Genomic DNA, 21,228 nt, shown 5'->3' on the forward strand with positions numbered 1-21,228 from the left:
AACCCCCCGAACCACCAGATGACAGCACCCCGGCCGACCGGCTGGAACCGCGTCTGAATCTCCACACTCCACACACGGAGTCCCGAATGCTTTCTCGCACCGCCGACCACCTTTTCTGGATGGCCCGCTACATGGAGCGGGCCGAGAACACGGCTCGCCTGCTGGACGTCAACTACCAGACCTCTTTGCTGCCGCAGTCCGAGGCCGCGGCGATGCAGGGCTGGAAGGGCCTGCTGGGCATCAGCGAGTTGAGCCACGACTACCAGAAGCGCTTCGACAAGATCACCGCGCGCGATGTCATGAGCTTCATGGTCAGCGATGCCAACAACCCTTCCAGCATCCTGAGTTGCCTGCGCGCGGCCCGCGAAAACGCCCGTGCGGTGCGTGGCGCCCTGACCACCGAAGTCTGGGAAACGACCAACCAGACCTGGCTGGAGTTCAACCGCCTGCTCAGCACCGGCGCCTTGAAGAAAGATCCGGCCGAGCTGTTTGAATGGGTGAAGTTCCGATCGCACCTGTCGCGCGGCGTGACGCTGGGGACCATGCTGCAAGACGAGTCTTTTCACTTCCAGCGCATCGGCACTTTCCTGGAACGCTCGGACAACACGGCCCGCTTGCTGGACGTCAAGTTCCACAGTCTGGACACCGAGTTCTTCGGGTCGGGCGCGGGCAACGAGACGAAAGAGGTCGACTTCTACCATTGGTCCGCCGTGCTGCGCAGCGTCTCGGCCTTCGAGGTCTACCGCAAGGTCTACCGCAACGTGATCCGCCCTGAAAAAGTGGCCGAGTTGCTGATCTTGCGTCCAGACATGCCCCGCTCGCTGCTGGCCAGCATGAACGAAGTGGTCAGCAATTTGCGGGCGGTGGCCAACGACCAGAGCGACGACACACTGCGCCGCGCTGGCCGCCTGCGCGCCGACCTGCAATATGGCCGCATTGACGAGATCCTGGCCACTGGCCTGCATGCCTACCTCACCCAGTTCCTGGACCGGGTGGGTGATCTGGGTTACGGCATCAGCCGCGATTTCCTGATGCCGGAGTGAGCGCCCTGCTCCCTTGCGATCAGCGCGAGGGCAGGGGCGCGTCGTTCACCACCGACTTTGCAAAGTCGGTGCCGATGACCATCGAGCCCGCCGCGGTGGGGTGGTTGGTGTCCCAGAACAGGTACCTGTGCGGCTCGGTGCAAACCGGCACGGTCATGCTGATGTAGCAGGGCTCGGTCACGTTGTTGCCTTCGGCCGCGGCTTGCGCGATGCGTTGTTGGGAGTAGGTGTAGGTGTCGAATGTGTGCACCACCGCATCCGGGTACTGCTTGGCGAATGCCTTGAGCGTGCTGGTCAGCAAGGCGGCAAACTCGGCGCTGCGTGCCTTGGCGTTGGCCAGGTAGTTGCTCAATGTCTTGTTGTGCGCATGGGCCGAAGGGGTGATGCTCAGGTCGGGCATCAATGGCACGAAAAAATGCCGCGCGCCACGTGCATACAGGCTGGTCATGCCCTTGTTGATGTTGCTGCTGATCAGGGATGAGGTGGCGGGGTTGAAGATGTTGCCGTTGGCGTAGAAATCGTCGGGTCCGGTCCACAACACGTACAGGGCGTTGGCATCCACCGGGGCACCAGGGCTGGCCTGGTTGGCCAGGAAGTCCTGGATCTGCTTGAGCATGCCTTGCTGCATGGCGTAGGCCGGCACCAGGTTGTCGGTTCCCGAGCGGGCGCCCGCAAAGGCGTAGTTCACCAAGGGCAGGTTCAGGGCATTGCTCATGGCCTCCACCACCACCACGCCATCGGAGAAGCGCCCCCGATGGTTGGGCTCGGCGGGGATGCCGCGTCCACCAAACTGTTCGATGGTTCCGTGGAGGTTGCCGGTGTCGCTCATGCTGTCGCCGAATGAAATGGCTTGCGTGTAGCTGTTGGGGAACACTTCTGCTGGGGGTACCGGCGCCAGCGGTGCAGGCCGCAGGTGGATGGGCTGACGGACGGTGAGCAGGCGCAGCCCTTCCGCATAGGGCTTCATCTCTGGTCCGAAAGTGCTGGCGATGCTGCCCCACAGCAAGGGATTCGAGCCGATGGCATAGATCGTCAAGGGGGAGAGGGCGACCCCGCCAACTTGGCCCGCTGCGGCAAGAATCACCGGAGGCACTTGCTGGGCTTGGGCAGCGGACGAGGTCATCAGGGCGGCCGAAAACAGCCAGGCCCGTGCGCTTGGTTTGATCTTCATGTCGATTTCTTCCTGAGTTGATTTGATGTGTTCAACGAACCACGAGCAGCGAGGCTCGTGATTTATTTTTCCACTTCAATGTCGCTCAGTCATGAAAATCGGACACTCAAATGCGGGGGGAACAGCGCTCCCGCACCTGGGCCCAGCGGCGCAATTGCTTACCGCGAGGGCAGTGCCGCCGTTTCCACCAAAGATTTGGCGAAGTCGGTGCCAATGACCGTTGAACCGGCCGCGGTGGGGTGGTTGGCGTCCCAGAAAAGGTATTTGTCGGGGTTCGCGCAGACAGGGCCTGGCACGCCCGGGAACACCGGGGTGTAGCAAGGCTCCGTCACGTTATTGCCCTCTGCCGCGGCTTGGACCATGCGCACCTGGGAGTAGGTGTAGGTGTCAAAGGTGTGCACTTGGGCCTGCGGATATTGCTTGGCAAAAGCCTTGAGGGTGTTGTTCAGCACGACGGCAAATTCGGCGCTGCGTGCCTTGGCGTTCACCAGGTAGTTGCCCAAGCCCTTGTTGTGGTCGTGCGCGGAAGGGGTGATGCTCAGATCGGGCATCTGCGGCACGAAGAAGTGGCGGGCACCACGGCTGTACAGCTTGCTCATGCCCTCGTTGACGTTCTTGGCGATCTGGTATGCGGTCAGCTTGTTGTAGATGTTGCCATCGGCATAGAAATCATCCGGGCCAGTCCACAAGACATACAAGGCGTTGGCATCCACCGGCACCTTGGCACTCGACTGGTTGTCCAGGAAATCCTGGATCTGTTTGAGCATGCCTTGTTGCATGCCATAAACCGGCATCAGATTGTTGTTGCCCGAGCGGGCCCCGGCAAAGGCGTAGTTCACCAATGGCAGGTTCAAGGCATTGGCCATGGCCTCGATCACCACCACACCGTCGGAAAAACGCCCGCGTTTGCTGGGGGCATCGGGCATGCCACGGCCACCGTAATGCTCAAGGCTCTCATACAGGTTGCCCGTGTCGCTCATGCTGTCGCCAAACGAAATGGCCTGGGTGTAGCTATTGGCCAGCACCGTGGCGGGCGGCGTGGGTGCGCTGGGCACGGGCCGCAAACGCAGGGCTGGCTTGATCGTCAGCATGCGCAGCCCTTCGGAATAGGGCTTCACCGAGGGGCCAAAGGCGCCAAGGATGGTGTTCCAGATCAGCGGGCTGGCGCCGACGAGGTAGGCGGTCTGTGGTGTAAGCACAATGCTGCTGGCTTGGCCCGTGAGCGCCAAGGCCAGCGGCGGCAATTGAAGCTGTGCGCAGGCACTGGTGGATGCCATCAAGGTTGCCGCCGGGAACATCCAGGTGGCCAAGGTGCTGGTGATGCGTTTCATGTTGTCGTCGGCCCTTATTGGGCTGGTGGCACGTAGCCTTGGACCTGGTCGCCGCCGCCACCGAAGAAGAACTGCTCCATCTGGCGAGCCAGGTATTGGCGTGCCCGTGCATCGGCCAGGTTCAGGCGGTTTTCGTTGACCAGCATGGTTTGGTGCTTGAGCCACATTTGCCAAGCCTCTTTGCTGACCTCGTTGTAGATGCGTTTGCCCAACTCACCAGGGTAGGGCGCGTAGTCCATGCCTTCGGCTTCTTTTTTGAGGTGGATGCATTGAATGGTGCGTGCCATGGGTCGGATTTCCAGGAAAGATCGGTGGGTGCCAATGGTACGAGGATTGGCGGAGTCTGTTCAAGGCCCGAAACTCGGGTGTTTTCATGGAACGATACGAGCTTGCAGCAGGAGACTTTGGATGAAATGTGATTCGTGGATCGCCATGAGCATGCTGGGCATGTGCATGGCCATGGTGGCGGGCTGTTCGTCAGCGCCCAAATCGGAACCCGCCCAGGAGCGCGCCGCGTCTGTGAATCAGACCTGCGGTTTGGCCGTGGCGGATTCGGGTGAACTGGGCATGAGTTGTCTGCTCAAGGCCGAACTGGCCGATACCCAGGTCAACGTCGATCGCCCGGGCAGCGTGGCTTGCAACAGCGACAGCTTTTCGCTGTTCAAGCAAACCATGAGCACACCGATCTGGCTGGTGCACGGCCAAAAGGGCGACGAGGGGCCTTTGCGGGTGCGGGTGGGCGGCAAGCTGGGGCCGGGCACGCACGTCGGAAAAATCGGCCAGTCCGCTGGCAATGATTGCGATGCCACGGTCGGTCCGGTGGCCAACCTGACCACCCAGTTTGGCGGCACCTATGTGGCCATGGTCGACAAAACCCAGCGGCCCGTTTGTGTGGTCCAGTCGCGCTTGAGCTTGAGCAGCTTGGCTCAGAAGCAGTCCGTGGGCTTGTCGAAGGACATCAGCGGTGTCACTCGCGACAGCATCACCGACGCGGTGCAAAAGCGGCTCGATCTGGAAGTGGCTACCCAGCTCAACCGCTATCTTCAACCTGGCAAAGCCTTGCCCGATGCCGTGGTGAACCGCCATGGCCGCTGCCCCGAAGGTTTCAGGACTTTCCTGGACGGCCCTACTTGAGGGGTTTGACCAGCACCTGCGAGCGCCTGTCCCACTTGTAATGGCGCTTGCGGGCCTCGGGCAACCAGGCCGGATCGACCGGGGCAAAGCCGCGCTTGATGAACCAGTGCATGGTCCGCGTGGTCAGCACAAACAGGGTGGACATGCCCATGCCGCGCGCACGTTGTTCGATGCGCTTGAGGATGCGCTCGCCGTCGCCTTGTCCTTGCACATTGGGTGACACCGTCAGCGCCGCCATCTCGGCGGTGCCTGATTCAGGATAGGCATGCAGGGCGGCACACCCAAAGATCACGCCATCGTGCTCGATCACGGTGTACTGCGCCACGTCGCGTTCGATCTCGGTGCGGCTGCGCTTGACCAGGGTGCCGTCCTGCTCAAAAGGCTCGATCAGTTGCAGGATGCCGCCGACGTCATCGGGCGTGGCCTCGCGCAGGCTTTCCAGTTTTTCGTCGACGATCATGGTGCCCACGCCATCGTGCGTGAACACCTCCATCAGCAAGGCGCCATCGACCTTGAAGGGGATGATGTGCACGCGCTCGACACCGCCTTCGCTGGCCTTGACCGCGTGTTGCAGGTAAAAGGCCGTGTCGGTGGGCTGCATGGGATTGGGAAGGGTGGCGACCAAGCGCTTGGCATCGGCCAGGGCCAGTTCCTGATCGATCTCGTCGTCGTTATTTTGCGTGGCTTCCAGTTCCACCGCCTTGTCGGGTGCCTGCACCACGCTTTGAAGGATGCCGCGAACCTCGGTCACGAAGATCAGCTTATCGGCCTGCAGGGCGATGGCGGCGCTGGTGGCCACGTCTTCCATGCTCAGGTTGAAGGCCTCGCCGGTGTGCGAAAAGCCGAAGGGCGAGAGCATGACCATGGCGCCGGTGTCGATGGCGCGGCGCACCGGCATCGCATCGATCTTGCGCACCAGGCCGGTGTGCATGAAGTCCACACCGTCGACGATGCCCACGGGGCGGGCCGTCACGAAGTTGCCCGAGATGACGCTGACCGAGGCGCCCGCCATCGGCGTGTTGGGCAGCCCCAGCGAAAACGCGGCTTCGATCTCGTAGCGCAACTGGCCGGCGGCCTCTTGCGCGCAGTCCAACGCCACGGAATCGGTGATGCGCATGCCGTGGCTGAATTTCGATTCCTGGCCCTTGGCGCGCAGTTGCTCTTCGAGCTGAGGCCTGAAGCCATGCGCCAGCACAATCTTGATGCCCATGGCGTGCATCAGCGCCAGGTCTTGCACAAAGCTCTCAAGCTTGCCGGCGGCGATCAGTTCGCCCGACAGGCCCACCACGAAGGTCTTGCCGCGGTGCGCATGGATGTGTGGTGCCACCGAGCGGAACCAGGGCACGAAGGTGTGGGGAAAAACCAGATCCATGAAAAAGCGGCAGGTGAGGGTGGTGGTGGCCCGATGTTACGGGTTTTGAGGGGCCTGGTCGCAGCTTTTGACCGTGGCGGGATAATGCGGCCCTTCGCATTCCCCCCGCATTGCCTCACCCGTGTCCCTACCGCCCATCACCTTCCCTGAATCGCTGCCCGTCAGCGGCAAACGCGCCGACATCGAGGCCGCGCTGCGCGAGCACCAGGTCATCATCGTGTGTGGTGAAACCGGCTCGGGCAAGACCACGCAACTGCCCAAGATTGCACTGAGCATGGGGCGAGGTGGGTGGGGACAGCTGCGCGTGCCGGGCAAGCGCGCCCAGCAGATCGGGCACACGCAGCCGCGCCGCATCGCCGCGTCCAGCGTGGCCAAGCGCATTGCGGAAGAGCTGAACACGCCATTGGGTGAGGTGGTGGGCTACAAAGTCCGCTTCCAGGACCGCTTGCAACCAGGCGCTTCCGTCAAGCTGATGACCGACGGCATTCTGCTGGCCGAAACTCAGTCCGACCCGGACCTGCGCGCCTATGACACCATCATCATCGACGAGGCCCACGAGCGCAGCCTCAACATCGACTTCCTGCTGGGCTACCTGCGCCAGTTGCTGCCGCGCCGGCCCGACCTGAAGATCATCGTCACCTCGGCCACCATTGATGCCGACCGCTTTGCGCAGCATTTCGCGTCGAGCAAAGGCCCGGCGCCGGTCATCATGGTCTCCGGCCGTCTGTTCCCGGTCGAGCAGCGCTGGCGCCCCTTTGAAGACAGCCGCGACTACGGCTTGAACGAAGCCATCACCGATGCGGTGGACGAGCTGTGGCGCGAAGGTAGCGGCGACATCCTCGTCTTCCTGCCTGGCGAACGCGAGATCCGTGAAGCGGCCGACCAACTGCGCAAACACATCGCCAACCAGCGCATGGTGGCCAACATCCTGCCCTTGTTCGCGCGCCTGAGCCAGCAGGAGCAGGACGAGGTCTTCCGCACTGGCGGCGCGCGGCGCATCGTGCTGGCCACCAACGTGGCTGAAACTTCGCTGACCGTGCCGGGCATCCGCTACGTGATCGATGCAGGCCTGGCGCGCGTCAAGCGCTACAGCTTCCGCAACAAGGTCGAGCAACTGCAGGTCGAGCCGATCAGCCAATCGTCGGCCAACCAGCGGGCAGGGCGTTGCGGCCGGGTGGCCAACGGCATCTGCATCCGCCTGTACGACGAGAAGGATTTCAACGGCCGGCCCAAGTTCACCGACCCCGAGATCCTGCGCAGCTCGCTGGCGGGCGTGATCCTGCGGATGAAGTCCTTGCACCTGGGCCTGGTCGATGACTTCCCCTTCATCGAGCCTCCCTTGCGCAAAGCGATTGCCGACGGCTACCAGTTGCTCAACGAACTGGGCGCCGTCGATGACGCCAACGAGATCACGCCGCTTGGGCAGACGCTGGCACGCCTGCCGCTGGACCCGCGCGTGGGCCGCATGATCTTGGAGGCCAAGGACCGCCAGGCCCTGGCCGAGATGCTGGTCATCGCTTCGTCCTTGAGCGTGCAGGATGTGCGCGACCGCCCCATCGAGCACCAGCAGGCGGCCGACGAAAAGCACAAGAAGTTCGACGACGAGAAGTCGGAGTTCATGGGCACGCTCAAGCTGTGGAAGTGGCTGGACGAATCGCGCGGCGGCCATGGCCACCAGGCACCCGGCGCGCCTGAACAGCACAAGCTCAGCCACCGCAAATACGAGCAGCTGCTGCGCGAGAACTTCATCAACCCGCGCCGCGTGCGTGAGTGGAAGGACGTCTACACGCAACTGCACACCGTGGTGGCCGAGCACAACTGGCGCCTCAACGGCAGCCCCGCCACGTACGAGCAGGTGCATTGCTCCTTGTTGTCCGGCCTGCTCGGCAACATCGGCCTCAAGAGCGAAGACGAAGACTGGTACCTGGGTGCGCGCGGCATCAAGTTCTGGAAGCACCCCGGCGCCAACCTGTCCAAGAAGCCCGGCCGCTGGATCCTGGCCGCCGAACTGGTCGAGACCACCAAGCTCTATGGCCGGGGCATCGCCAACATCGAGCTGCCCTGGGTGACGCAATTGGGCGCGCACCTGCTCAAAAAACAGATGCTGGAGCCCCATTGGGAAAAGAAGGCCGCTGAGGTCGTCGCCCTGGAGCGTGCCACCCTATATGGCTTGGTCATTTACAGCAACAAGCGGATCAACTATGGCCTGGTTGATCCGGTGCTGTCGCGCGAAATTTTCATCCGCGAGGCCCTGGTCAATGGCGAGTGGGAAACGCGCTTGCCGTTCCAGACCCACAACCACAAACTGATTGCACAGGTCGAGGCGCTGGAACACAAGTCGCGCCGGCAGGATGTGCTGGTCGATGATGAGCTGATCGCCGCCTTCTACGAAGCGCAGATCCCGCCCGAGGTCGTGTCAGGTGCCACCTTCGAGCGCTGGTACCGCCACGCCAGCCGCGAGAACCCCAAGCTGCTGCACCTCACGCGCGAAGAGCTGATGCGCCACGAGGCCGCCGGCATCACCAGCAGCGCCTTTCCCAAGACCATCCGCCTGGGCGGCATCGACTGCGCCACCACCTACCTGCACGAGCCTGGCGACGCGCGTGATGGCGTGACGGTGACCGTGCCCATCTTCGCGCTCAACCAGGTCGGTGAGGACCGTGGCGAATGGCTGGTGCCCGGCATGCTCAAGGACAAGGTGTTGGCCTTGCTGAAAAGCCTGCACCAAAAGCCGCGCGCTCGGCTGGTGCCTTTGCCCGACTTCGCTGAAACCTTCGTGCAATCCACCCCTTTCGCGCAAGGCGGGATGCTGGATGCCTTGCTCAAGGCGGTGCGCGACAAAACCCAACTGGACATCAAGCGCGCCGACTTCAAGCTGGAGCTGCTCTCGCCGCACCTGTTCATGAACTACCGTGTGGTGGACGAGCATGGCCGCCAACTGGGCCTGGGCCGCAACCTGGCCGCGCTCAAAGCGGATCTGGGGCACGAAGCGCGCGGTGCGTTCCAGGCCTTGGCCGCACTCAAAGCGCAGTCGGTGGTGTCGGGCGTGGACGAGTCCTTGCGCACGCAAGAAGCGGCTTCTCCCCAAGCTCGCTTCAGTAAAGCTCCCGCCGGGGCCTCATCCTCCGCGTCCAGCCCCGTGGCGAAAGCCAAGCCGCCGCAACCCCTGACCGATTGGTCCTTCGGCGAGTTGCCCGAGCTGATGGAGATCCAGCGGGGCGGCCACACCTTGATCGGCTTTCCGGCCCTGATCGACAAGGGCAGCCATGTCGAGATCGAGGTTTTTGACGAGCCCGAGGTGGCGGCCCTCAAGCACCGGGCAGGCTTGCGCCGCCTGGTCGCCTTGCAGATCAAGGAGCCGCTCAAATACCTGGAAAAGAACATCCCCGACCTGCAAAAAATGGCCATGGCTTACATGAGCCTGGGCGCCGCCGACGAGCTGCGGGAGCAGATCATTGATCTGGCACTGGACCGTGCTTTCCTGCTGGACCCTTTGCCCAGCAACGGCGCCAGTTTCAAAGCCCGGATCGAGGAGGGGCGCCCACGCCTGAACCTCATCGCACAAGAGGTGGCGCGCCTGGCGGGCACCGTGCTGGTGGACTATGCAGCGGCCGTGCGCAAGCTCAAGGACACCAAACCGCCCAAAGAGGTTCAGGACGACATCGCTTCGCAACTCCAGCGCCTGATGCCAAAGCGTTTTGTGGTGCTGACGCCGTATGCGCAATTGCAACATATGTCGCGTTACCTCAAGGCCATTACACTACGCTTGGACAAGTTGCGTGGAGACCCGGCACGCGATGCCCAGCGTTTGCTTGAATTGCGTCCGCTGGAACAACGCTACCTGCGCCGTCTCGCCGATCTCAAGGGCGTGGTGGACGCCAGAACCGATGAATTCCGCTGGCTTCTCGAAGAGTTGCGAGTCAGTCTTTTTGCGCAGGAACTGCGAACCCCGCAGCCCGTGAGCATCAAGCGGCTCGAGAAAACCTGGTCACAAATCACGAATTAAGGGGGCGTGATTCACCGCCGTGTGTAACCGAGAGTCGGACTAACGTTACGCCTCGTCACGTTCAAAGCGGCGCCAAAATTTCCCCGCCTCAGAATTCGCGTGTCGGGTGCAGTGCCCATCATTTATTTTTGGTTTGGAGTTCGTTGTGGATAGAAGTGTGCAAAAGCGTTTTCTGGTGAAGACCCTCGCTGGGTCGATGTTGATGTTGGGTGTTATGGTCCAGGCGCATGCCGGCGGCCTCGTGCCAGGCTCATGGAGATCCGACTACCGCGTTCAAATCAATGGCAAGGACTCGACAGTAGTCATGAATCAGTTCGCCAACCAAGTCGCCAAGGCCATGCCCAACGATTTGCGGACCGGTGCCAAAGTTAGCGTGAGTACCATCGGTAATCAAGGCAGTGCCACAGTTTGCATGACCCCGGTGGTGGCTGGAGCGTTGACTTCGCCCAGACTGGTGTTCAACAAGTTCGCCAAAATGAACCCTCGCTGCACCCTGATATCTGGCGAACTTGTCGGTGACACCGTGTCCTTTACCGGCCGTTGCGACGATCCTTTCACCTACACCGGCAATGTGAGCGGCACCGTTCGGGTTCCCAACAGCTGGACTTGGTGGGCCAACATGCAAGGCGTGGGGCGCTTTCCCGATGCCATCCTGACTGGCCTGCAAATCCCGGCTCAGACCCTGGTAACGATGAAAACAACGATGTCCAGCACGTTGACGTCGAAAACTTGCCCATAAGGGGCTTACCGCTCGGATTCCAGGCTATAATCGAATTCTTGTCGGGGCGTAGCGCAGCCTGGTAGCGCATCTGCTTTGGGAGCAGAGGGTCGTGAGTTCGAATCCCACCGCCCCGACCAAAAGTTGAACAAGCCAGCAGATCTTGATGATCTGCTGGCTTTTTTCATGGCCGATCCAATTTGGTTGCGCTGAGCCTGAATGGTGGCCCGTGACATATTCACGCTTCACCATCTCACGATGCAAAACGTTGGTCAGCGGTTCGGTAAGTTTTGTAACTCGCTCAAATCGCTTCGGGATGATTGCCACACCTGATTCGAGCTTCTGGCCGCAATCCTTGCTTGCTGTCGGGCAAGTGCCCCTCCAAGCCGTAAAATCGCGCCTTGGCTGTCCGTAGCTCAACTGGATAGAGCAATTGCCTTCTAAGCAATAGGTCGGGGGTTCGAGTCCCTCCGGACAGGCCAGTATTTTTGTGGGTGAGGCGCGTTGGGTGGTGAAAACATGGTCATTCGCTGGAGGCGAACCCATGCAGAATGGACGCAGTACCTCTTGCCCTCTCCAAATCTCATCCGGCGTTTCGCTGACCAGCATGTTTGCATCCATCAAGCGCATGATTGCCCCCGGCTCTTCCAAGGGTGACGAGGGGCAGGTGTTGTCCAACTGGGCCAAGGCCGAGGGCTATGCCTATAAAACGGTGCGTGACAAAGACGGCGGCGGTCACGTTGTTCAGGCCGAGGACGAAGATTGGCGCGTCGAGTGGGGCACCTCGCAACGTTCCTACATTCGCGGCAAAGAGCTGCGGTTTCGCAGCGAAACCAAGCTCTCGCCCGATGTGCAGATCCTGGTGACAAGCCGAGTCTTGGCGCACACGCTCGAGACCGAAGTGTTCAGCAGTTTCACCAATGCCATGCAAACCCAGGTGGACAACTCGCTCCCTGATGAAATGCGTTGGCTGCCCATGCACCCGCGCGTGACCTTGACCGAGCCGCTGGTCTTGGCCAAGCGTTTCGTGGTGTTGTCGAACGCTGAAACCGTGGCCCGGCGTTGGCTGGACGACAGTTTGCTGGCGGCACTTGAAGACGCGGCCACCAGTTGGTGGACCGATGCCTTGATCATGGTGATCACTGTCAACCGTGGGCGCTTGACCATCCGCATGCCAGGCCAGCCCTTGGAAGAAGGCCAGCTCCATGCGGTAGGGCGCTTGTGCTCGCAGGCCACCCGCAGCTTGAGGGCCGCTGCCCTCAGTTCATCGTCGGGCTGAGCCTGCCGGTTGCTCAGCCTTTGCGGTTGAGAAACTTTTCAATCGCCTGCCCGGCTTCGGGCCTCAGCAGATTGACCACGAAATGTTGTTTTTCGGCGTCCAGTTGCTGGCGCAGCGTTTGAGCGGGCGCGTCGTTCACCAACTCCTTGATGCTGGTCAGCACCCCGGCCGGCGCCTGGGCCAATTGCTCCGCCCAGACCAGGGCTTCTTCCAGGACTGTGCCAGCGGGGCACACCTGGTGCACCACGCCCCAATGCGCCATCTGCTGGGCCGAGACTGGCGTGCTCTGCCACAACAGTTGAAGGGCAGGGCCACGCCCCAGCGCGCGGGCAAGGTGCCAACTGGCGCCCCCATCGGGCGACAGCCCCACCTGGCTGTACGCCGACATGAACCGCGCGTTCTCGGCCGCCACCACCAAATCGCAGGCCAACACCAGCGACAAGCCACCACCGGCCGCCACGCCTTCTACCGCGGCAATCACCGGCTTGGGAAAGCTGCGCAAGGCCTCGATCCATTGGTGGAAGGCCTCGATGTGTTCGGCGACCTTGGGCAAGTCGTGCAGCCGGTTGTGGGTTAAACGCTGCAAATCACCACCGCCACAAAAATGCTCTCCTGAACCGGTCAGAATCACTGCACGCACATCGTCATTGGATTCGGCCACATTGAGTATCTCGATACCAGCCGCATATACCTGGGGCGACAAGGCATTTCGCGTGGCGGGCCCCACCAGGGTCATGATTTGCGTGGTGCCGATGCGTTCGGTTTGCAGTTCAGTGGTCATTCAATTTCGGTCTTCGGTAACGAATAGCGGGGAAGTTAAGGTGCTTCCCACAGCATGGAAGCCTTGGCCTTCATGCTAGAGTGAAATCTTGGGCCTCGCATGCACCGATATGAATAAATTCAACAGAATATCGGCCGCGGTTCTAGCCGGTATGGCGCTTTATGGAGCGTCTGGGGCATCCCACGGTTTGGGCTTCGGCCGGCCCACCAGTCGCGCTATTTTGGGCGAAACGCTGAACGTGACCGTTCCCATTCATGTGGAAACGGCCAATGACATCGCCAACGAGTGCGTCGCGGCTGATGTCTATTTTGGCGACGACAAATTGGCCGGAGCCGAGGTCACCGCAGTGCTGTTGCCGGGTGCGGGCACCGAGCGCGTGATCAAGGTCACCACACGCAAGTTCGTCAACGAACCAGTCGTCACTGTGTACCTGGCCGCAGGTTGCACGGCCAAGGTCAGCCGCAAGTTCGTGGCTTTTGCTGATCCGCCCAGCGCGTCCTTGCCATCCACCACCCTGAGCGAAACCGAAGCGCCGCCGGTGGCTTATGCCGCCAAAGCGGGCAAGGTCACCGTGGGTGGCCTGACCGTGGAGACCGGTGGATCCACCATCGCGGCCGCACCTTCGGACGATGGTGCCGAGGCAGCACCCAAGCCCGCGCGTCGCGCCAAGAAATCAAACGGCGTGGCCGCCAAATCAAGCACAGGCGGTGGCGATGCATTGCAGGGCGCGCCGAGCATGGCCTTGTCGCCGCGCGCAGAGCGGCCAGGCAAGTCGGCTGCAGCGTCGGCCCAGTCGCCACAACGCTCCTCGGGTGAGCGGCTCATGCTGGACCCGGTGGATGCCGATGCCCTGGTTCAGCCCAACCTGGCGATGACCGGTGCCCTGCAGGGCAAATTCGAGGGCGATGACCCTTCCCCAGAAATTCGCGAACGGCGCGCCGCGGCCGCCGCCTTGTGGCTGGCGATGAACTCAACGCCCGAGAAATTGGCCCGGGATCAGCAGCGCGTTCAGGAACTTGAAAATCGCCTGGCCAGCCTGAAGCAGGCCTCTGCGCAATCTGAACAGCAGCTTGCCCAATTGCAAGCCCGCCTCCAGCAGGCTGAGTCTGCACGGGGCAATTCCACCTTGGTTTACGTGTTGGGTGGTTTGGCTGCACTGTTGGCCGCTGCAGTGGCTTTTCTGTTCATCAAGGATCGGCGCAAGGGTGCTGGATCCGATTGGTGGAAATCGGAGGCTGGCCCGGCGTCCGAGCCGACCGATGATGGCGCCAATGCCTCGCCTCTGGAGCGCACCTTGGCGCAGTTCAAACCTGGGACAACGGGTGTGGACGACGGCAGCCGCGACACCACCCCTGCGGTGGCCGCGCCGGTCGTAACCGCGCCAAGCCCAGCGCTTGCTCCAGCGGCCGTGCGTGAACCTGCGCCCACATTCAACATTCCTGCAGCGGCCAGCGCGCCCTCGGCGCCAGCCACGCCAGCTGCGCGTGCACCGCGGCCTGCGCTGCACGACACCCCCCGCGAGGTGTCGGTCGAAGAGTTGATCGACCTAGAGCAGCAAGCCGAGTTCTTCATCGTGCTGGGCCAGGATGACGCCGCCCTGGACTTGCTGGAAAGCCACGTTCAAAGCACCACGGGTGCCAGCCCGTTGCCATTTCTGAAGCTGCTGGAAATCTATCAACGCCTGGGCAAACGGCAGGACTACGAGCGGATCCAAGCCGAGTTCAACCAGCGCTTCAATGGCTATGCGCCAGCCTGGGAGTCGGACCTGTTGCAAGGGCACAGCCTGTCGGAATACCCTGGCATCGTCGAGCGCCTGCAGTCTCTGTGGGCGGTGCCTGCCAAGGCAATGGATGTGCTCGAGCGCTCACTCACCCGACCCGATGCCGAGGTGGAGACCTTCGATCTGCCGGCCTACCGCGAATTGCTGTTCCTGTACGCCGTGGCCAGGGATCTGTCGGAGCGCGAGCCCGAGGGCCGTGACGCGGTTGACCTGAACCTGCCCTTTGTGGATCCGACCGTGGTGACGGTCTCGTCCGCGCCCGAAACGATTGAGCCCTTGATGGCCACGCGGCCGGTCAAGGCCCAGCCGCAGGCCCAGCCTGTGATCAGCCTGGATTTGTCATTGGACGATCTGGAGCCGCTGGACACGCCGGTGGCCACTCCGTCTGCCAGCAACGAGATCGAGTTCGAGCGCGTGGATTTGAATCCCAAGGCGCCCGACAAAACCTGAGCGAAGCTTGACCTGTCGGGCTCACAGCCCGTGGTCGCTGCCCATGGCGGCATGGGAGTTGGGCTGCATGGCTTGCAGGATCAACTGGCGGCTCAGGCGGTCTGAAATCAACTCGGCAAATGCCAGCACGAACTGGCGCAAATAGGCGCCTCGCTTGAAGGCCAGCCTGGCCATGTTGGGGCCAAACAGGTGGCCCACGGGGCGCCAGACCAGGTCACCTTGGGGTGTCATGCTGGGGTCGTCCTTCACGGCCATTTCTGCCACCAGGCCAATGCCCAGACCCAGGCGCGTGTAGGTTTTGATCACGTCGGCGTCAATCGCTTCCAGCACCACATTGGGCGCCAGCCCACGTTGGGCAAACGCCAGGTCGATGCGCTTGCGGCCCGTGAAAGAGGGGTGGTACGAGATCAAAGGCTCGGCGGCCAGTTGCTCCAAGGTCAAACGCGGCACCTGGGCCAGGGGATGGGCAGCCGGCATGACGACCACGTGCTGCCACTCGTAGCAGGGCAGGGTCACCAGCTCCGGGAAGTCGCTGAGCGACTCGGTGGCCAGGCCGATGTCGGCGGTTTCGTCCAACACCATCTGGGCCACTTGCTCGGGCGTGCCCTGGTGCAGGCTGATGGCCACCTTGGGGTATTTCTTGCGCAAGGCGGCCACGGGCTCGGGCAGCACGTAGCGGGCTTGCGTGTGCGTGGTGGCGATCGACAGGGTGCCGGTGTCTTGCAGGGCGTATTCGTCACCAATGCGTTTGAGGTTGCCCACTTCTCGCAGGATCAAATCGATGGACTTGAGGACATGTTGCCCGGGCTCGGTGATCCGCTTCAGGCGTTTGCCGTGGCGCACGAAGATGTCGACGCCCAACTCTTCTTCCAGTTCCAGGATGGCCTTGGAGATGCCCGGCTGCGAGGTGTGCAGGGCCTTGGCGGTCTCGGTCAGGTTGAGGTTGCGGCGAGCCGCTTCGTGAACAAACCGGAACTGGTGCAGGTTCATGGGGCTGGCTCGCTGGTCAGTCGGGTTGGGCCAGGGACCAGGCGCTGTCGGCCAGGGCCTGGATCAGCAGGTCGGTTTCACCCACGGCGCGGCTGAGGGTCCACTGCACCTGGGGGTGCTTCTCGGCAAGCTCGGTCATGAGCAAGGGCAGGTCTTTGCGCACATGGCCACCCGCGCCCAAAAACAAGGGCACCACGGTAACCTGCTGGCAACCCGCATGGGCCAGCGAGGCGCCTGCCTCGTGCAGATTGGGGACCATGAACTCGAGGAATGCCAGGCGGACCTCGGCGTGCGCAGAGCCAGCCACACGCTCACGCAAGCGATCGGCCGCGGCCTCGAAGGGGCGCGCCCAATTGGGGTCGCGGGCGCCGTGGGCGAACAAGAGGATGCCGCGTGAAGTCATGGTGTGCTGTTCGGGTTCTCAGCGGTTGCGCACCAGCCACACGAAAGCGCTCATCGACAGGCCCAGGTAGCCCAGGCTGGGCAATGCCGCTGCGATCCAGGGCGTCCATTGGTGCAGGAGGCCCAGGTGGCTGGAAATGTGGTTGACGAGCACAAAGCTGATGCCCAGCATGACCCCGCCAAAGATCTTCAGGCTCATTCCCCCACTGCGTGCATGGAGGTAAGCGAAGGGCAGGGCCAGCGCCAGCATCACCATGCAGACCAGCGGGGCGCAAGCGCGTTTCCAGAACTGGATTTCATAGCGTTGTGCCGCCTGGGCATTGCTGGCCAAGTGCTGGGTGTAGCGCCACAATGACAAGGTGGACATGGTGTCGGGCGGCAGCACGGAGGCGGCCACGACCATGGGCGTCAAACTGCTTTGCCAGTCCATGGCGGGCAGTCGGCGCTCCTCGATGCCGGCGATGTCCAGATCGGCGGCTTCACCAGGCATCGTGAATTGGCCGGGCCAGCGGGTGTCGGTCACGCCTTGAAGGTGCCATATGGAGCCGGCCTTGCCCTTGCCCATGGGCTCTACCCGGGCCTGCTCGGCCGAGATGCGCCGTACCAATCGGCCCAGGTGGTCAAACTCGAACACGCGCACATGGCGGAACTGGTCTTGCCCCTCGGCCGCGCCCACGTTGACGGTGACGGTGTGAAGTTGCCCGTCGGCTTGCGGTGCGCGTTCGCGCAGCCAAGCGCCGCTTTGCCCCAGCTGGATGCCTTGGCCATCGCGGAATTGGGCGTGGTGCAGCGAGGCCTGGCGCTCGGCCAAAGGCATGAGCCAGTCGCCCACGCCCACCATCAGCAAAGTACTCGCCAAGCCGATGCCCGCCAGCAACCACAAGGCGCGCGCGGGGCCCAGCCCGCCTGTGCGCAGAATGGTGAACTCGGACGTTTGCGCCAACCGGGCGAGCGCCAGGGTGGTGCCAATCAGCAGGGCGATGGGGAACACATCGTAGAAATGGCCAGGCAGCTCAAGCACACAGTCCCAGATGGCGTCCAACAAGGTGTACCCGTGACGACCGACGTCGCGCAAGGCATCCACGAAGTCGGTGAAAAAGCTGAGCGCCAGAAAAGCCGCGGCCACGAAGATCACGGCCGCGATGATCTGGCTGTACAACAAGCGACGGACGGTTTTCATGCACGCCCCTTGAGCAGGGTCACCAGGCCACCATCGCGCCACCACACACGGGCCAGTGCCAGCAGGGTCAACAAGCCATGCACGCCCAGCAGTCCGGTCCAGATGCTCAATTGCTGGTTGGTCACCCAGGTTTGCGTCAGCGACAGCAGGTTGAAATAAACCACGAACACCAGCAATGCGAACACCAAACTCCAGTTGCTGGAGCGCCGGGCGTTGCCCGAGGCCAGGCCCAGCCCCACCAGCATCATGTTCAGCGCTGCCCAGATCATGCCCACCCGCCAGGTCAGCTCGCCGCGCATGTCGGGCGCCGATGAGGCCAGCAGATCGATCGTGGAGGCGCTGCGCACGGCGGGGCGGCCGTCTTCGGTTTGCTCAGCCTCACCGACCATGATGCGTGCCGAGTTGAAGCGAGACAGGACTTTCTCGCCCGTTTTCAAATCGGTTTGGGTTCTTTCGCCGCGCACCAGGTTCAGGTAACGCTGACCTTTGATGGTTTCCAGCTGGCCTTCTTGTGCCGTGATCACGGCCTCCTGGCCGTTTTGCGTGAGGACCATGAAGACGTTTTTGCCAACGTTCTCACCATCGCTGTGGCTGTCAATGAAAAACACCCGGCTGCCATCTGAAGAGCTTTGGAATTGCCCGGGCTGCACGCGGGCAATGTCGGACCGCTTTTCATAGCGCTCTTTCAGCAACTGGGTTTGGGATTGTGCCCATGGCCGGGCCACCAGCACCAGCACAGCCACGCTCAACAGCACAGGCCAGCCCATTTGTCCCAAAGGCCGTAAAAAACTGAATTGGCGGGCGCCGCTGACTTGCCAGACCACCATCTCACTTTCGCGCCAGAAGCGGCTGAGCACGGCAACGACGGACACGAACAGTGCCAAGCTGACCAACATGGGGGCCTGGCCGATGAGGGTGTAGCCCAGCATCAGGCTCACGTCGCTGGCCGCGAACGCGCCTTTGGTGGCTTGGCTGAGCATGCGGATCAGCACCATGGTCAGCACCACGGTCAGCAGGACGACCAGCGTCCCGACAAAGCTTCGCCAGAGTTCTCGGCGCACAGAGGAATCGAATAACATTGCTCAGCTCAAATCAATCCGTCCATTATGGACGCGCACCGCATGGACTATCGCTACACCGTGGCCCAAGGGCCCGCCTTGTCCCAAATCAACGCCGACGCCTTGCTGGTGATCTTGACCGGCGACCACGCTAACACGGGCGATCCCGTGCTGGATGGCCTGGCCGAGCAAGCTCTCAAAGCGAATGATTGGGCGCTGAAAGGCGGCAAGGTGCTGTACGTGCATCGGCCTGCGGGCGTCAAGGCGCCCCGATTGGTGCTGGTGGCCGCGGCTGACGCCTCTGGCAAGGCCTTCAAGGCGGCGGTGGGCAAGGGCGTGGCCGAGATCAAGGACCGTGGCGTGGCCCACCTGGCCATCGCGGTCGGCGCAGGCTGGCCCCTGGAAGCCGGACACGCGCAAAGCCTGGTGCTGGCGGTGGCCGATGCCACTTACGTGTACCGTCACACCAAGCCCAGCGCGCCCAAGACTTCTGGTTTGAACAAGGTGACCTTGCTGGGTTCGGGCGCGCAAACTGTGAACTTGAAAGCGGGCTTGGCCCAAGGCCAGGCCGTGGCCGAAGGCGTGACCCTGGCGCGCGAGTGTGGCAACCGCCCCGGCAACTACTGCACGCCCACTTATTTGGCCAATGAAGCCAAGCGCCTGGGCAAGGAGTTCAAGCACCTGAAGGTGCAGGTGCTCGACCGCCCCGCCTTGCAAAAGCTGGGGATGGGCTCTTTCCTGTCGGTGGCCAATGGCTCCGACGAGCCGCCCAAGTTCATCATCCTGCAGTACGAAGGCGCGGCCAAGTCGCAGGCACCCGTGGTGCTGGTGGGCAAGGGCATCACCTTTGACTCGGGTGGTATTTCAATCAAGCCCGGCGCAGGCATGGACGAGATGAAGTTCGACATGGGCGGTGCCGCCAGCGTGCTGGGCACCTTCCGTGCCGTGGCCGAACTCAAGCCCAAGGTCAACCTGGTGGGTCTGATCCCCACTTGCGAGAACATGCCAAGCGGCACGGCAACCCGCCCAGGTGACGTGGTCACCAGCATGTCGGGCCAGACCATCGAGGTGCTCAACACCGATGCCGAAGGCCGCCTGATCCTGTGCGATGCCTTGACCTACGCCGAGCGGTTCAAGCCCGCGGTGGTGGTCGACATTGCCACCTTGACGGGCGCCTGCGTTGTGGCTTTGGGCCACGTCCACAGTGGCCTTTTCAGCGCCGACGAGGCCCTGGCGCAGGCGCTGTTGTCGGCGGGCCAACAAGCCCAAGACACCGCCTGGCGCCTGCCGCTGGACGACGAGTATGGCGATTCGCTCAAGAGCAACTTTGCTGACATGGGCAATGTGGGCGGGCGCGAAGGCGGGGCCATCACCGCGGCCGTGTTCCTGAGCAAATTCACCAAGGCTTACCGCTGGGCCCACCTGGACATCGCCGGTTCAGCGTGGAAATCGGGCGGCGCCAAGGGCGGCACGGGCCGGCCCGTTGGTTTGCTGACCCAGTTCGTGTTGTCGCAAGCGGGCGAGGGCGCCCTCAAGCCGCAAGCTTCGGTGGCTGCCAAGAAAACCACCAAGGCCGCGGGCAAAGCCGCCTGAGTTGATTTGATCTGATTGATGAACACCGTTGAGTTTCACCATGGCATGAGCGACAAGCTGTCTTACGCTTGTCGGCTGCTTCGCAAAGCGTATAAAAGCGGTGCGGGCGTGTTGGTCACGGGCGATGCCAACACGCTCAAGTCACTGGACCGCCAACTCTGGGTGTTCGACGAGCAAGAGTTTTTGCCGCATGTGTTGGCCACGCCCGGGCAAGACATGCCTGAGCGTTTGCACGACACGCCGGTGTGGCTGGCGCCCCATGGCCTGGGCCAGCAGGCGCCCGGCCGACGCAACATCCTGGTCAACCTGGGGCCGGAGATGCCCGACCAGCCAGAGCGCTTCGAGCGTCTGTTCGAGATCGTTTCACTCGAACCGCACGACCGCCAGCTTGGCCGCCAGCGCTGGAAGCAATACAAGGCCCTGGGTCTGCAGATCCAGCCGCACGAGGTGAAGGAATGAACATCCCCACCCGGCCCCATCCCGCCAATGTGCCCACGCTCACCGAGGTGATCGAATTCAACCCCGAGGGCGGGCAGCTTTTGCCGGTGCCGCAAGTGGTCGAGTCGCCTTTGCTGACGCCCGACATCGATTTTGCGCCGGCCCCTTTGCCCGTGCCCCAAGTGGTCGTGTCGTCTTCGTCCATGGTGCCCTTGGCTTCGATCCCCCATGTGGTGCCCTACACGCCGGCGGAGGCCATCGACCCCGAAGTCTCTGACGCACAGTTGTCTCAACGCATCCTGACCGATGTGCAGCGCCAGATCGATTCGATGCTGGAGTTTCGGCTGCGCGAATCCATGCAGCCCCTGCTGGCCCAGTTCACCGAGACTTTGATGCAGGACTTGCGCGATGAGTTGTCCCGAACCATGCGCGACGTGGTGACGCGCGCCGTGGCCCAGGAAGTGGCCAAGTTGCGCAACAACCGTTGATGTTTTTTCCCAGT

The 21,228-nt window shown here is 62.5% G+C and carries 18 protein-coding genes and 2 tRNA genes; 11 read left to right on the forward strand and 9 right to left on the reverse strand.

Translation table 11 applies throughout. The features are described from left to right. Positions 1 to 86 precede the first annotated feature (86 nt). Positions 87 to 1,043, forward strand: coding sequence for an alpha-E domain-containing protein (locus LQ232_RS20570; RefSeq protein WP_230182247.1), 957 nt, complete (start codon positions 87 to 89; stop codon positions 1,041 to 1,043). 19 nt (positions 1,044 to 1,062) lie between these two features. Here LQ232_RS20570 and LQ232_RS20575 read toward each other — a convergent pair whose 3' ends face one another. The 3 genes from LQ232_RS20575 to LQ232_RS20585 form a co-directional block, all read right to left on the reverse strand. Continuing rightward, positions 1,063 to 2,214: an SGNH/GDSL hydrolase family protein gene (locus LQ232_RS20575; protein WP_230182248.1), complete on the reverse strand. Its 1,152-nt coding sequence runs from the start codon at positions 2,212 to 2,214 to the stop codon at positions 1,063 to 1,065. A 158-nt stretch (positions 2,215 to 2,372) separates the two neighbouring features. Further along, positions 2,373 to 3,545 carry an SGNH/GDSL hydrolase family protein gene (locus LQ232_RS20580; protein ID WP_230182249.1) on the reverse strand — a complete coding sequence of 391 codons (1,173 nt, stop codon included), beginning with the start codon at positions 3,543 to 3,545 and terminating at the stop codon, positions 2,373 to 2,375. 14 nt (positions 3,546 to 3,559) lie between these two features. After that, entirely contained in the window at positions 3,560 to 3,832 is a 273-nt protein-coding gene (locus tag LQ232_RS20585; RefSeq protein ID WP_230182250.1) for an oxidative damage protection protein, read from the reverse strand. A 121-nt stretch (positions 3,833 to 3,953) separates the two neighbouring features. On the opposite strand from LQ232_RS20585, the gene LQ232_RS20590 reads away from it, so the two are divergent. After that, complete coding sequence (locus LQ232_RS20590) at positions 3,954 to 4,679, forward strand: hypothetical protein (RefSeq protein WP_230182251.1); 726 nt, start codon at positions 3,954 to 3,956, stop codon at positions 4,677 to 4,679. On the opposite strand, the gene argA is transcribed toward LQ232_RS20590, so the two are convergent. Next, entirely contained in the window at positions 4,672 to 6,051 is a 1,380-nt protein-coding gene (gene argA / locus LQ232_RS20595; protein WP_230182252.1) for an amino-acid N-acetyltransferase, read from the reverse strand. The genes LQ232_RS20590 and argA overlap by 8 nt on opposite strands. Positions 6,052 to 6,172: 121 nt before the next feature. Here argA and hrpA point away from each other — a divergent pair, with 121 nt between their 5' ends. From hrpA to LQ232_RS20620, 5 genes are all read left to right on the forward strand, one after another. Next, on the forward strand, positions 6,173 to 10,057 hold the full coding sequence (gene hrpA / locus LQ232_RS20600) for an ATP-dependent RNA helicase HrpA (RefSeq protein WP_371820331.1): 3,885 nt from the start codon (positions 6,173 to 6,175) through the stop codon (positions 10,055 to 10,057). A gap of 157 nt (positions 10,058 to 10,214) precedes the next feature. Further along, positions 10,215 to 10,796, forward strand: a complete 582-nt coding sequence (locus LQ232_RS20605) for a DUF3617 family protein (RefSeq protein ID WP_230182253.1) — start codon at positions 10,215 to 10,217, stop codon at positions 10,794 to 10,796. A 42-nt stretch (positions 10,797 to 10,838) separates the two neighbouring features. Further along, a tRNA-Pro gene (locus LQ232_RS20610) sits at positions 10,839 to 10,915 on the forward strand. Positions 10,916 to 11,180: 265 nt separating this feature from the next. Next, positions 11,181 to 11,257, forward strand: a tRNA-Arg gene (locus LQ232_RS20615). Positions 11,258 to 11,382: 125 nt separating this feature from the next. After that, a complete protein-coding gene (locus LQ232_RS20620; RefSeq protein ID WP_230182254.1) occupies positions 11,383 to 12,054 on the forward strand; it encodes a hypothetical protein in 672 nt (223 codons plus the stop codon). Between the two features lie 13 nt (positions 12,055 to 12,067). Here the strand turns inward: LQ232_RS20620 and LQ232_RS20625 are convergent, their stop codons facing one another. Then, complete coding sequence (locus LQ232_RS20625; protein WP_230182255.1) at positions 12,068 to 12,835, reverse strand: oxepin-CoA hydrolase, alternative type; 768 nt, start codon at positions 12,833 to 12,835, stop codon at positions 12,068 to 12,070. 238 nt (positions 12,836 to 13,073) lie between these two features. Here LQ232_RS20625 and LQ232_RS20630 point away from each other — a divergent pair, with 238 nt between their 5' ends. Further along, positions 13,074 to 15,065, forward strand: coding sequence for a hypothetical protein (locus LQ232_RS20630; protein WP_230182256.1), 1,992 nt, complete (start codon positions 13,074 to 13,076; stop codon positions 15,063 to 15,065). Between the two features lie 21 nt (positions 15,066 to 15,086). Here LQ232_RS20630 and LQ232_RS20635 read toward each other — a convergent pair whose 3' ends face one another. Genes LQ232_RS20635 through lptF form a run of 4 tightly spaced genes read right to left on the reverse strand, consistent with a single transcriptional unit; the run spans position 15,087 to position 18,716 of the window. After that, positions 15,087 to 16,055 (reverse strand): CysB family HTH-type transcriptional regulator, encoded by a 969-nt coding sequence (locus LQ232_RS20635; protein WP_230182257.1) that lies wholly within the window; start codon positions 16,053 to 16,055, stop codon positions 15,087 to 15,089. A gap of 16 nt (positions 16,056 to 16,071) precedes the next feature. Continuing rightward, positions 16,072 to 16,458 carry a sirohydrochlorin chelatase gene (locus LQ232_RS20640; protein ID WP_230182258.1) on the reverse strand — a complete coding sequence of 129 codons (387 nt, stop codon included), beginning with the start codon at positions 16,456 to 16,458 and terminating at the stop codon, positions 16,072 to 16,074. Between the two features lie 18 nt (positions 16,459 to 16,476). Continuing rightward, the gene (lptG, locus tag LQ232_RS20645) at positions 16,477 to 17,637 is read right to left on the reverse strand and encodes an LPS export ABC transporter permease LptG (RefSeq protein WP_230182259.1); all 1,161 of its coding nucleotides are present in this window, start codon (positions 17,635 to 17,637) and stop codon (positions 16,477 to 16,479) included. Beyond that, complete coding sequence (gene lptF, locus LQ232_RS20650) at positions 17,634 to 18,716, reverse strand: LPS export ABC transporter permease LptF (protein ID WP_230182260.1); 1,083 nt, start codon at positions 18,714 to 18,716, stop codon at positions 17,634 to 17,636. Before lptF ends, lptG begins: the two co-directional genes overlap by 4 nt. Positions 18,717 to 18,758: 42 nt before the next feature. Here lptF and LQ232_RS20655 point away from each other — a divergent pair, with 42 nt between their 5' ends. Genes LQ232_RS20655 through LQ232_RS20665 form a run of 3 tightly spaced genes read left to right on the forward strand, consistent with a single transcriptional unit; the run spans position 18,759 to position 21,214 of the window. After that, positions 18,759 to 20,288 (forward strand): leucyl aminopeptidase, encoded by a 1,530-nt coding sequence (locus LQ232_RS20655; RefSeq protein ID WP_230182261.1) that lies wholly within the window; start codon positions 18,759 to 18,761, stop codon positions 20,286 to 20,288. 18 nt (positions 20,289 to 20,306) lie between these two features. Next, positions 20,307 to 20,747 (forward strand): DNA polymerase III subunit chi, encoded by a 441-nt coding sequence (locus LQ232_RS20660; RefSeq protein WP_230182262.1) that lies wholly within the window; start codon positions 20,307 to 20,309, stop codon positions 20,745 to 20,747. Next, positions 20,744 to 21,214, forward strand: coding sequence for a hypothetical protein (locus LQ232_RS20665; protein WP_230182263.1), 471 nt, complete (start codon positions 20,744 to 20,746; stop codon positions 21,212 to 21,214). The genes LQ232_RS20660 and LQ232_RS20665 overlap by 4 nt, the downstream gene beginning before the upstream one ends. Positions 21,215 to 21,228 lie beyond the last annotated feature (14 nt).

Origin of the sequence: Aquabacterium sp. CECT 9606 (assembly GCF_918741295.1) — a bacterium.
Lineage (GTDB): Bacteria > Pseudomonadota > Gammaproteobacteria > Burkholderiales > Burkholderiaceae_C > Aquabacterium.